Source organism: Methylibium sp. (assembly GCF_013817345.1).
In the GTDB taxonomy this organism is placed as follows: Bacteria; Pseudomonadota; Gammaproteobacteria; order Burkholderiales; family Burkholderiaceae_C; genus Methylibium.
The window spans coordinates 1-12,407 of the sequence record NZ_JACDCW010000110.1 but is presented as its reverse complement, the minus strand read 5'-3'; the positions used below and the strand labels follow the sequence as shown (position 1 = coordinate 12,407).

At 66.8% G+C, this 12,407-nt stretch carries 5 protein-coding genes and 1 pseudogene; 1 reads left to right on the top strand and 5 read right to left on the bottom strand.

Features of this window, described 5'->3' with window-relative positions; translation table 11 throughout:
• Window positions 1-71: 71 nt before the first annotated feature.
• The 4 genes and pseudogenes from H0W40_RS16800 to H0W40_RS16785 all read right to left on the bottom strand — a co-directional run bounded on the left by H0W40_RS16800 (window position 72) and on the right by H0W40_RS16785 (window position 8,635).
• Window positions 72-251 (bottom strand): hypothetical protein, encoded by a 180-nt coding sequence (locus H0W40_RS16800; protein WP_292448486.1) that lies wholly within the window; start codon window positions 249-251, stop codon window positions 72-74.
• A 20-nt stretch (window positions 252-271) separates the two neighbouring features.
• Window positions 272-463, bottom strand: a pseudogene (locus H0W40_RS16795) (chromate transporter); the annotation flags it as partial.
• Window positions 464-701: 238 nt separating this feature from the next.
• A complete protein-coding gene (locus H0W40_RS16790) occupies window positions 702-6,581 on the bottom strand; it encodes an AAA family ATPase (RefSeq protein WP_292448484.1) in 5,880 nt (1,959 codons plus the stop codon).
• A gap of 617 nt (window positions 6,582-7,198) precedes the next feature.
• The gene (locus tag H0W40_RS16785) at window positions 7,199-8,635 is read right to left on the bottom strand and encodes an IS1182 family transposase (RefSeq protein WP_292448483.1); all 1,437 of its coding nucleotides are present in this window, start codon (window positions 8,633-8,635) and stop codon (window positions 7,199-7,201) included.
• A gap of 316 nt (window positions 8,636-8,951) precedes the next feature.
• Between H0W40_RS16785 and H0W40_RS16780 the strand changes: the two genes are divergently transcribed.
• A complete protein-coding gene (locus H0W40_RS16780; protein ID WP_292448481.1) occupies window positions 8,952-10,148 on the top strand; it encodes an MFS transporter in 1,197 nt (398 codons plus the stop codon).
• 105 nt (window positions 10,149-10,253) lie between these two features.
• On the opposite strand, the gene H0W40_RS16775 is transcribed toward H0W40_RS16780, so the two are convergent.
• The gene (locus tag H0W40_RS16775) at window positions 10,254-11,375 is read right to left on the bottom strand and encodes a TAXI family TRAP transporter solute-binding subunit (protein ID WP_292448477.1); all 1,122 of its coding nucleotides are present in this window, start codon (window positions 11,373-11,375) and stop codon (window positions 10,254-10,256) included.
• Window positions 11,376-12,407: the final 1,032 nt, after the last annotated feature.

The window sequence follows — 12,407 nt, the reverse complement described above, 5'->3', positions numbered from 1 at the left end:
ACAGCGCTGAGTGGTTCCTGCGTGGTCTCTTGCTCATGGCCTTCCTGCTTTCTCGAGCTCTCAGCCCGGGTTCATGAAGCAGAGTTTCCACTTATCGTCGTGTTCGGATTTCCGAGGCCACCTCTCTTCCCGGTCTTGCCGCAGGTCCAACCGTCAGGTGTCTTCCCGGCGACATAGCCGTCAAAGGCGTCCGTTTGCGCCAGGCAGGCGCCGGAGACCAGCACTGCCATCAGGCCCACGAGGTGTTTCATGGTTCGGTCCTTCCGTGATCTCACGCTACGACGAGCAACGGGTGTACCAGCAGGCCGATCAGCGCGGCCGCAAGCACGATGATCGGTTCGGGCAGCTTCTTGAAGCGCCAAAGGATGGCGACCGTGACGACGGCGATGAGCGCGGTGATCCAGTCCGTGATAGAGCGCATGCCGAGGACGATGACCGCACCAGCAATGGCGCCAATGGCCGCAGTCGGCTCCTGGCCGAAGAGCCGACGGTATTGGTGTGCAGCACCGGTCATCGACGCGCGCGACTCGCGTACTTAACGGCGGCTGTCGGCGCGCTTATCGAGCGGCCGGCTGCGGCCAAAAGCGGTCGTCAACCGGCGGCAGCTATCAGCGCCCGCGGGGCGCGACATCAATATGGCGCGGCGCCCGGACCAGACCCTGCACAGCGAAAGAACGCTGCTAGCCTGTCGGAACCACCAGTCACGTGGGCGCCTCGCGTCCTAGGATGGCCTGCAGCGTGTCGATCTCGACCGGCTTGACCAAGTGGTCATCGAAGCCAGCCGCGCGCGTGCGTTCGCGGTCTTGCGCCTGGCCCCAGCCGGTGAGCGCCACCAGCGTCATCGCAGCATGGCGTGGCTGCGCCCGGATGCGGCGCGCCAGCTCGTGGCCGTCCATGCCGGGCATGCCGATGTCTATGAAAGCCAAGGTCGGCGGCTGCGCCTCGATGGCCGCCAGCGCCGACGGGCCGTCATAGACGGCGCGCGCCTCCGCGCCCAACAACTTGATCATCTCACCCAGGCTGTCCGCGGCGTCGCGGTTGTCGTCGACCAGCAGCACGTGCAAGCCCGCTGCAGGTGCGGCTGCCTCGGCCGACGCAACCGCAGCGACTGGCGCGGCGGCAGAGGACATGGCTAGCGGCAGCTGAACAACGAATTCGCTGCCGCAGCCCGGCCCCTCGCTGGTAACCGTCACTTCTCCGCCGTGAAGCTCCACCAGCCCTCGCACCAGCGACAGGCCGATGCCCAAGCCGCCTCTGCCGATGCTCGCCGCGCTCGCTAGATCGGGTTCGCCCTGCGCGAACATATCGAAGACCCGTGGCAGCAGCGTCGCCGGGATGCCCTGGCCATCGTCGCGCACGGAGATCAAAACGGATTGCGCCTTTGGCTGCACGGCCAGCGTGATGTGCCCGCCCGGCGGGGTGAATTTGGCCGCGTTGTTGAGCAGGTTGGCCAAGACCTGGCCCAGTCGCACGGGATCGGCATCCAGCCAGAGGGTGCCAGGTGCGGGGCCTTGCACCCTCAGCACATGACGGCGCTCTTCCATCAGGGGCTGCACAGCCTCCAGCGCGCCTTGTGCCACGTCGGCCAGGTCGATGCGCCGCCGCTGCAACTCGATCTTGCCGTGGGTAAGCCGCGAGACTTCCAGCAGGTCATCGACCAGGCGAACCATGTGGGTGGCGTGGCGCCGCATCATGGGGGCTAGGCGGGCCACTGCCGGGGCGTCGGCGCCGCGTTCCAACAGCTGCAAGCCGGTAACGATGGGCGCCAGAGGATTGCGCAATTCATGCGCCAGCGTGGCCAGGAATGCATCCTTGGCCCGGTTGCCGGCGTCGGCCTCCGCCCGGGCCGCCTGCTCGACCAGCAGGGCTTGCCGGCGCTTCAGAGCCTGGTTGCGCTCGGTGATGTCATGCGTCACGCCCGACATCGTGATCGCACGGCCGGCGCTGTTGCGACGGGTGATGCTGCCGCGTGCCTCCACCTCTCGCACGGTGCCGTTGGGGTGGAGAACGCGGTGCTCGAGGGTGAACTCGTTGACGCTGCCGATCACCACTTGGTCGAGGGTGGCCTGCACCGGCGCCCGGTCGTCAGGGTGTACGGTGGCCATGGCCTCATCCAGCGAGGTGACGGTACGTCCGTAAAGCCGCGCCATGGTGGGGTTGGATGCCACGTGCCCGCTGTCCAGGTGCCAGGTCCACACCGCCAGTTCCGCTGCTGCCACCGCTTGATCCAGGCGTTCAGTGCTTGCCACGACTTCGGCATACAGGCGCGAATTGTCCAGGGAGATGGCGATCTGACCGGCCAGCACCTCGAGCGTCAGGATTCGATCGGGCGAGAACGCGCCCGGCGCCAGGTTATTTTCCAGGTAAAGGAGTCCGAGCAGGTCGGCCTGCTTGCCGATCGGCAGGCAGAGAACCGAGCGGGCCTGCCGCGGCGCCCAGGCGGGGTCGGCGGAAAAGCGGTGGCGGTCGCCGGCGTCGTGCAGCACGACCGGATCGCGGCTGCGCTTGACGTAGGCGATCAGCGACTGCGGCAGATCCGCGGCGGTCCCGCCCGGCGGCGGGTCGTCGCCGGCCGAGCTGCCGATGACGACCTTGTCGCCCGTAGGCTCGCACAGCACCAGTTGCGCGCTTTGCGCACCGGCCTGTTCGAGCACGTTGCGCATCAACGTCTGCAGCAGCCGGTCGCGGTCTATCTCGCCCGAGATTGCCTGCATGGCCTTGGTGAGCGACAGAAGGTCGACGGACTCGGCCAACAAGTCGGGGGTCTCTTTTCGGCCCGCAGTCTGGACCGGCTCCGGGCCAAGGCTGCGTTCGATCTGGCGCTGTTTGCCGAAAGCGCCCCACTCGCGATAGTGCCCTGCAGCGGCGCGCAGGGCGGTCCGGCCTGCGCTGTTCGCGCCGCTGGTCATATAAAAACGGGCGGCCGTTTCGCAGCTGAGCGCTGCGTCGCGCAGCGCGCCATGGTCGATGGCCAGGGCGGCGGCGCGCTCATACAGGCCCATCGCTGAACGTGCATCGCCGGCCAGACGGGCCTGCTCGGCCGTCAGCAAGACGTGTCGGTGCTCGAAGTTGGCCGGTCCGTGGCGCGCCCAGTCATGCAGGCGCTGGATGTCCTGCTCCATCGCGGCAAGCGATTCGCTGTCCAGGCCGTGGGCGTCGTCAGCCGTGGCCGCCAGCGCAAGCGCCCGGTAGAAATGGAAATCTGCTTCGATCGGCAGCGATGACACCGCGTCCAAGGCCAGCGCGGCGTGCGTCGCAGCCGCGTGCGCCGTGGCGAAGTCGCCGAAGGTCAAGGCCAACACAAGCCGTGCCATGTGCACGTGCGCGGTGCCACTCTTAAAAGCGCCCGCCTCGATGTCCTCCAGCGCCGCTGCGGTGTCGAAGCCTTCGCCGTCAAGCAAGCCTTCCTCGGCAGTGAGGCCCTGCAGCGCGCGCTGCAGCTGGCGTTGTGCCCGGATCGTGAGCCAGACTGGGCGCTGGCCGATCCGCCGCGCGAAGTCGAGGTACTTGTCCAACACCGGATCGGCATCCGGCAGCCGGGCGGCGGCCATGATGTACTGCCAGCTACCCTGAAAGCCGTTGTAGCTGGCAACGGTGAGGTCGCCGGCCTCGACGCAAGCCGCGAATCCGCGCTCGAGGAACGAAAAGCTAGTGGGAAATGGGTTGCGCCAGGAGTTGATATGGCTGCCATGGATATGCAGGACCGTGCCCTTCAACTTCGGATCGGCAAATCGCTCGTTCAAGCTGATCGACATGTGCGAAAACTCGAACCCGGCCGGGACGTCACCGAAGCTGGACACTAGCAGCATCGAGTACATGCTGTAGGCAAAGCAGGAATCCTCGCAATTGCCATGCTGCAGTGACAGGTTGACCGCCTTGCTGACCAGCAGCGGGAAAAGGTCCGGTTTGGCCAAGTAAGTCGGAGGCCCGAGCGTGGTGAGCATGGAGATCGTGGCGCGCGCGTGCGCATCGCTCGTTGTGGGCAGCTGCGCGACGGCGGGAATGCTGTGCCCTGTCACCCATGCGTCGATGGCGCGGCGCTCCTGTATTACCGCCTGCGCCAGCTCCGGTGTCGACTCGGGCGGTGCGATCCCGAGGAAGGCCAGCGCCTGCAAGCCCAATTCCAGCGCGCGCCTGAAGTCGCCCGCAACCTGCTGCAGTCGCACCCACAAGTAGTACACCGCGGCGCGGTCGATGTCGTTGCGTGCCAGGGCGACCAGCCGCTCGAAGCTGGCCTCGGCGATCACCAGCCGGCCGGCAAGGAATTGGCACTCGGCGTGGTCGCGCTGCAGCGTGAAGCTGGAGGTGTAGTCCGCCGCCGGAAGGTTCAGCAGCAAGTCGGCAGCATCGAAGTAACGCAGCGCCGAGTCGTAGGCCACGGCCTTCATGGCACGCCGGCCAGCCGCGGCGTTGAGCCAGCCCAATCGGTCCCGCTCATCGGGATGGTCGATCAGCGCAACCCCCGCATTGAGCTGGTTGACCACATCGAAAAGGACCGCTTCATCCAACTGCTCGCTTGCGTCGCCCAGAAGCAACCGGCCGATGCGCAGGTGCAAAGCAGCGCGGGCCGCCGCGGGCGTAAGGCTATAAGCGGCTTGCTGGATGCGGTCATGCGCAAAGCGCAGCGTGGGCGTGTCAGCACCGTGGAGCCAAGTCACGAGGCCCATCGACGACGCAGGCGCGATCACCCCCACGGTGACCGGAATCGGCTGTCGTAGCAGCGTGGCCAACCGCTCCAGCTCGACCTGGTTGCCGAACGCCGCAGTAAGCGTCAGCGCCTCTTGAGTTGCCGGTGACAAGATGCCAAGCCGATCCACCAGCAGGTCGATCAGGTTGTCTGTAATGTCCTCGGCTTCGATGCAGGCGAGATCCCAGGCCCAGCCGCCAGTGGAGGCATCAGGCGCGAGCAGCCTTTTTTCATACAACGTTTTGAGGAATTCATTGACGAAGAACGGGTTGCCGCCCGTTTTCTGCAGCACCAACCGCGCCAGCGGGCGCACTGCATGCGGGCTGCGGGACAGGCTGGCCGCCAAATGCTCGCTGATGCCTTCCAGGCCAAGCGGCCCCAGCTCGGTGTGCCGTGGCACAACGCCGCCAGCGTCTAGCTGGGTAAGCAGCGTGCGCAGCGGATGCTGTGCGTCCACCTCGTTGTCCCGGTAAGCCAGCACCAAGCAGACGTGGCGCAGCTCCGATCCGACAGTCAGCCTTTGCAGCAGCTCCAGCGTGGCACTGTCCGCCCACTGCATGTCGTCCAGAAACAGCAGCAGCGGCCTGTCTCGCGTTGCGAACGCCTGGACGAAGCGCGAGAACACCATGCTGAACCGGTTGCGTGCTTCGGCCGGCCCCAGCTCGGGCACCGGGCTCTGCGCACCCAGCACCAGCTCCAGGTCCGGCACGACCTCAGCAATCACCTTGCCGTTGCTGCCCAAGGCATCGCGCAGCCGCGCCCGCCAGGCTTGCAGTGAAACGTCGTCTTGGCCAAGCACGTGCCGCAGCTGTGCGCGAAACGCCTGGACCAGCGTGGCGTAGGGTGTGTCGCGCTGGTACTGGTCGAACTTGCCCTCGACGAGCAGCAGAACGCTGCCCGCCGCCGCGCCCCGCACCAAGACCGACTTGCCGATGCCCGAGAAGCCGAACACCACAACCACTGGCGCCGCGCCGCCGTGCGCCTCCTGCAGCGCGGCGCGCAGAGCGGCGAGTTCACGCTCGCGGCCGATCAGGGCCGGCGAAATTTCGAGCGTTTGCCGCATGTCCCCAAGTGCCAGCGCGAACGCCTCGATGCGGCCCTGGCCATCGAGCGTCTGCTGGCAGCGTTCGAGGTCGCGTACCAAGGCGGCCGCGCTTTGGTAGCGCTCATCGGGCGCCTTGACCAGCAGCTTCAGGATGATGTCGGCCAGCACCGGCGGCAGCGTGGGCGCGAATTCCAGCGGTGAAGGAGGCCGCCGGGCCACATGGCTGTGTATCCATTCGAGCGCATCGGTGGCCTTGAAGGGCAGCCGCCCCGTGGCCAGTTCAAAGAGCAGCACGCCCAGCGAGTACAGGTCGCTGCGGTGATCGACCCCAAGCGCCAGGCGGCCGGTCTGCTCGGGTGAGACATACGGCAATCGTTCCGTTTCGAAACCGGCTTGGGGCGCAACGGTGCCGTAATGCAGCAGGCGGGCATGGGCGAAACCGCTGTAGCGCGCTTGGCCGCTGGTGCCGTCAAACCATGCGTTCGCAGGCCGGATGTCCAAATGCGCCACATGATGGCGGTGCAATGCGGCCAGCGCCGCGGCCAGCGCACGCGCACAGGTCAGCCACCGCGGCAGGTCGCATCCCAGTCCGCCCTGCAGCAATGTGGATGACGCGATCAACTCCAGGTGACCCGCGTCCTCGTGCACTGCCCATGGTCCCCCCCCGAGCGGTTTGGCTAGCAGCACAGCGGCGGCGTCGACGTGCGCTGCGAGCTTACGAGCATGCAAGGAGGAAGCATCGCGCTGCAGATGCAGCAGGATCGGCGCGCCATCGGCCTCGCGGCGACTGCGATACCAATCGCTGCCGAGGGCTGCAACAACCGTGTAGCCGGCCGGAGGAGCGGGCAAATTTAGACGGTCAAGCGGCAGGTGCAAATGCTTCACCAATGGCGGGTCAGGCAGTTAAGAATGAGCCGCGCACGAGCGCTAGAGCACGCTGGGTGTTGGGCTTTAAGCGGCCATATGGTGTGGGAAGGATACAGGCCGACGCAAGATTCAAGAAGCATCAAACCGCGGTTTGCACCTGGCAAAGGATCTTCGCTCTCGCAAAGCGGCGCACGAGTGAGCTCGCCATTCCATAACGCCGGCTAAAAGTGCCGTTCTCGAACACACCCCGACCGTCCGCTTTTGGGCGACGAGTTCAGCGTCGCCAATGTCGGTGATGGGTCGAGAGCGTCAGGTGCCCGACCATGAGACCGGTCATCGACCGGCAGCCTGGCACTCCTCCACAAAGCTGGGGGTGAAGGGCAGATTTCAGGGTACAGCCGACACTCGCGGCCGCGGCTCCTGAGCGACCGGTCCTGCCGTTTGCTGCCCCTCGACCGCCGCGCTCGACCGGCCGCACCCAGTCGAGGCTGTGTGCAAACAGCTTTGGCGGGCAGCTGCAAGGCATGGCTGGCGACCGCCGCTGTCAGTCAGCAGCGGGAGTTGCAGTCGCACGCGCGCGCTCGCCGGGCGCTGCGCCCTTACGCTCTCATCTCCGCGATCAGCTTGGTAGCGCCGAGGATCTTGATCACTCGCCGCAGGTTGTACGCCAGCACCTGCAGACTCATCTCAGTTCGCACGCGGGGCAGTGTTCTGGTCAGGAAGTGCGTGGATCCCATCCACGCCTTCAACGTGCCGAATACGTGCTCCACCGTGCGCTGTCGTAGTCGAGAGGCTTCGGGCGCGCCGTCAAGGCGCGCCTGGACCATCTCGAGAACATCCTCATGCTCCCAGCGACTGATGCGTCGATTCGGAGCCGGAGTGCACTGTTTCTTCAGGTGGCAATCGGGGCATGCAGACGACCAGTACTTGTGAAGCGTCTTGCCATCCTCGACAGTGGTGAACCGATGGATGGCAGTGTGCCCGGCAGGGCACCGGTACACGTCGCGCTGACTGTCGTAGATGAAGTCGCGCTTGTCGAAGCGCCCCTCGAACTTGCCGCCCGAGGTCAGTGGCTTGGGCACCATCGCCGCGATACCTGCCCGTTCACATTCGAGGATCTGGTACCCCTCGAAGTAGCCACGGTCCGCCAGAACGATCGGCCTCGGATGTGCGGCCGCCTCCTTGGCAGCCTTCGCCATTGCGGCCAGCTGTCCACGGTCCGTCACGGCGTTGGTCACCTCGTGCGCAACGATCAGGTGGTGCCGCGTATCGACGGCGGTCTGAACGTTGTACCCAACCACTGCTGAACCCAGGCGGCTGGTTGCCATGGAGCGCGCGTCAGGATCGGTCAGGGAGACTTGCCGCTCCTGCGAGGCCTGCAACTGCTCTTCGATTTCGCCGAGGCCTCGCATTTGCTGCTTGATCTTGGCGATCTTTTCCTTCAGGCGCGCCGCCCTCTGGGGAAGCACGAGCGCCGGATCACGATCGGCGCGATCGAGCTCGGTCAGGTAGCGGTTGATGCTGTGCTCCAGCTGCTGCATCCGCACTTGGATCTTGTGGCTGGTGAAGTTCTTGTCGCGGTTGTTGACTGCCTTGAACTTGCTCCCGTCGATGGCAACGATGCCGTCGGCGAACAGCCTGAGCCGCCTGCACAGCAGGACGAACTCGCGGCACACCCTGCGGATCGCGTCTGGGTGGTCCTTGCGGAAGTCGGCGATGGTCTTGAAGTCAGGCGTGAGGCGGCCGGTCAGCCACATCAGTTCGACGTTGCGCTGCGCTTCACGCTCCAGGCGGCGGCTCGACTGGACTTGGTTGAGGTAGCCGTAGACGTAGATCTTCAGCAGCACCGCCGGGTGGTACGACGGCCGACCGGTTGCCGCGGGCTTGACACCATCGAAGCCAAGCTTGTGCAGCTTCAGCTCATCGACGAAGACATCAACGACTCGCACTGGGTTGTCGTCTGCGATGTAGTCGTCCAGACACTCTGGCAGCAGCGTGATCTGGCTGCGCTCCTCGCCTTCGATGAATCGCTTCATGTGGCCCGCCCCAAGTCGCGTTGCCTCACCTTAGGCGATCACCTCAGCCAATCAAGGCGTTTTCACACAGCCTCAGTCTGAAGCCGACGGCCAACGAACGAATCGAGATGTCGGGACTTGGCCGCGAGCGTCAGTTCGATAGTGCAGGGCGTGATCACCGAATCGCCCTCCAAATCCGGCGAGATTCTGGAGTTCATTGTTATTGCGAACGCACCCCCGACGATCGAGCGCTTCCTCGAAGCGCTGACGAGGTCTATCGCAGGTTGTGCCCTCCGACGCGATCAGAATCCCGTTTGGTATCAAAGATGGAGCACCTGTGAACGGCAACCTCTGGCTCCTTGCCGTCCTGCAAGGACTCTTTCTGACCAACAACATCACCTTCATTGCCATCAACGGACTCGTCGGGCTGGCGCTCGCGCCGTTCAGTTGGATGGCGACGCTGCCGGTGATGGGCTACGTTATCGGCGGCGCCCTTTTCACAGCGCCGGTCGCTTGGGCGCAGAGCCGCTTCGGGCGCAAGGCCGGGTTCGGGCTGGGGCTGGCCGTGGCGCTCGTCTCAGCGTTGTTGTGCGCCTTTGCGGCATTCACGCGCAACTTCTGGCTGCTGTGCGCGGCCACGGTCCTGGCCGGCTACTACTCGGCCAACGGCCAGTTGTACCGCTTCGCATCGGCCGAACTCGCTGCGCCGACCGCCCGCGAAAAGGCGGTGTCCCTGGTGATGGCCGGTGGCCTGATCGGCGCGGTGCTCGGTCCCAACCTGGCCGCGCAGACCCAGGCTCTTTCAGACGCGCCATTCGTCGGCGCCTACATCGCGCTGGCGATCGTGGCGGCCCTGGCGATGGTGCTGCTCGGATTCATGCGCTTCCCGCCGGCGGCCGGACGAGCCTTCGCGTCGGCCGGACGCACCCTCGGGCAGATCGTTCGCCAGCCCGTGTTCATCGTTGCGGCGGGCGGCGGTGCGCTGAGTTATGGCGTGATGAATCTGCTGATGGCGGCCACGCCGCTTGCAATGCAGCAGTGCGGCATGCCGTTTTCCGATGCCGCACTGGTGCTGCAATGGCACGTGATCGGCATGTTCGCGCCGGGCTTCGTCACTGGCCACCTGATCCATCGCTTCGGCCCCTTGCCGGTGATGGGAGTAGGCGTGGCGCTGAACGTGATGTGTGTGGCGATCGCGTTGCCCGGTGTCGATTTGCACCACTTCACCGTCGCGTTGTTCCTGCTCGGTGTCGGCTGGAACTTCCTTTTCACCGGCAGCACGACGCTGTCGCTGTCTGCCTATGCGCCGGAGGAGAGAAACCGCGCTCAGGCGGCCTTGAACTTTTTGCTATTTGCGGTGATGGCCCTCAGTTCGTTCTCGTCCGGTGCTCTGGTGACCACGCAAGGGTGGAATTGGCTGAACCTCGGTTCGCTGGCGCCACTGCTGCTGATCGCAGCGGGCCTGCTGTGGCTCGCGCGGCGCGGCTCCGCGCAGCGCACTGGGGATGTCCCGGCGAGCGGCGGACGGAGCTAAGGCGGTGCAATGGAGAGACCGCTGTGGTCGGCAGCGTGAGTTCGCTGCCCTGACTAGCGGGCATGCGACGTCCGCAACGCAAGAAGGGCCCGGCACGCCCCGCCGTCAGGGTGTCCGACACAGCCCCAGGATGCGCTCCTGCTGCGTGCACGTCGCCGACGCGGGGGCGGCCGGCGCGGGCTGCGGGGCTTGCTCTTGAGCGGCAGTGCAGCGGCGCAGCACCCGCTCGATCGGCGTGTAGTAGCGCCAGCCGCGGCCCAGCGGTGGTAGATCGAGCCGCACGTCGCGCCATTTCGGATGGCCCTCGGTCTGCAGCACCGCGAAGTTCTCGCAAAGCGACTGCGCGAAGCGCGCCAGCTTGCCGGTCGTCACACGGTAGGTGTAGTCGTAGGTCACCAGATAGGCCTTCACGGCAAGGCCGGAAACGTCCTGGTCGAGCCAGTTCGGGTAGCTCGCCGAGCGGATCGTTGCGGCGCCATAGGTCTGCAGTGCGGCCTGGGTCCCGGGATTGCCCGGGTCGACCTTCAGCAGCCGCACCAACTGCTTGGCCTCGGGCTTCATGTCGGCCAGCAGCTTGGCCGGCTGGCCGGCGACGATCACGACCACATCGACCGAGCCTTCGGTCGTCAGCTTCAGCAGTGCCTCTTCGTTGGTCAGCGTGCTGGTCGCCGCGTCGGTTAGCGGCTCGTCGAACATGAGCCGGTAGATCGTCGATGCGCTCATGGCCGTGCCGCTCTGCAGGGGGCCGATGTTGATTTTGCGGCCCTTGATCTCATGCACGTACTGCAGCGGCGAATCGGTGCGCACGACGAAATAGATCTCCTCGTCGTACAGCGGCAGCACGACGCGCAGCGGCCGGATCAGGTCGGCCGCGACGGCGTTCCCGGCGTCCGCGTAGTCCACAAAAGCCTGGTAGACGTCGGACTGCACGATCGCGAGCTTGACGCCGGTGTCGTAGCGCAGCCGGCTGACGTTGTCGGCCGAGCCCTTGGAGGCAAGCGCCTCGAGCTCGATGCCCGCCTGCGGTGCCACGAAGCGCGCGAGGTCACGCCCGATCTGGATGTAGGTGCCGCGTTCGGATGCGGTGACGATCTTGTACGAGACCGTCGGCGTCGATGGCGCCGGCTGCGCAAGGGCGGCGCCCGGCGACACCAGGGCCGTGGCGGCGGTCAGCGTGGTCAACAGTGCTGCGGCCAAGGCGTGCAGCGTGCGCGGCAGATGGAGCATGGAAGACCTCCCCTTCGTCAATGGCGTGGATTCAGCGTTCGCACAGCCCGAGTGCCGCCCGGTTCGGCTCGCAGGGCGCCGCGAGCGGTGCTGCGAGCGGTGCGGCACTTAGCGATTCGGATGGCACAGCGTCCGCGGCGGGCACGGCATCCGCGGCGGGCGGGGCGGTCAGCTCGGGCGGCGATGGCATCGGGCTTCGTGTCGCCTGCGGCATGACCCCGGCCGCCGGCTCGCAAAGGCCCAGCACCGCGGCCGCGCCCGTGCAGGTGGCCGGCGTGGGCGAGGCGAGCGCTGCCGACGCTGCCGCCCTCGGGGGCGGCGGCTCGCCCGCAGGCCTCGCGTCGGCAGGCCTCGTGTCGGCAGGCGCCGCTGCGGCTGCGCCGCTACCGTCGAGTGGGAGCTCGTCCGTCGTCGAGCCGCCTCCCCCAAGGCTTGCCGAGATGGCGGGGTCGGATGCGGATGGGCTCGGCAAGGCGGGCAGGGCCTCGCCCAGGCCGGTCCTCGCCGTTTCCGCCGCCGGGGGTAGCGCGGTGCTGGTCGGGGATTCCGACGGCGTCGGGCCGGCCACAGGCACCGGTGCGGCAGTCACCGAACCCGCATCGGATGCGGGCCACGGCGGGTCCGCCGCGTCAACGGCGGCCGCCGATGCGGTGACCGGCCCGGTGGAGGGTGGCTCGCCAGCCTCGAGCGGCAAGGCGGTCGCTCCCGCACCGGGCGAGGACGACGTGGCCTCGACCGCCGTCGTGGGCGGCTGTGTTGTCGGCGGGGTGGTCGAAGGCGCCGTTCGGGCCGCAGGTGGGGCTGTGTCCGCCGGCGCCGCAAGCTCGCCGGCCGGCCCGGTCACTGTCCCGCTGGCTTGTCGGCCCGCCGCGATGACGGCCAGGCGCATGCGCTCTAGCTCGGTGCTGTCGGCTGCCCTCGGGGGCCGCGGCCAGTCCCCGCCGCCGAGCCACCAACCGATGCCGATGCCCGCCACCGCGAACACGATCGCGCCGGCAGCGAGGCGGGCGGGGAGCCCCCTCGCTCCGGCGC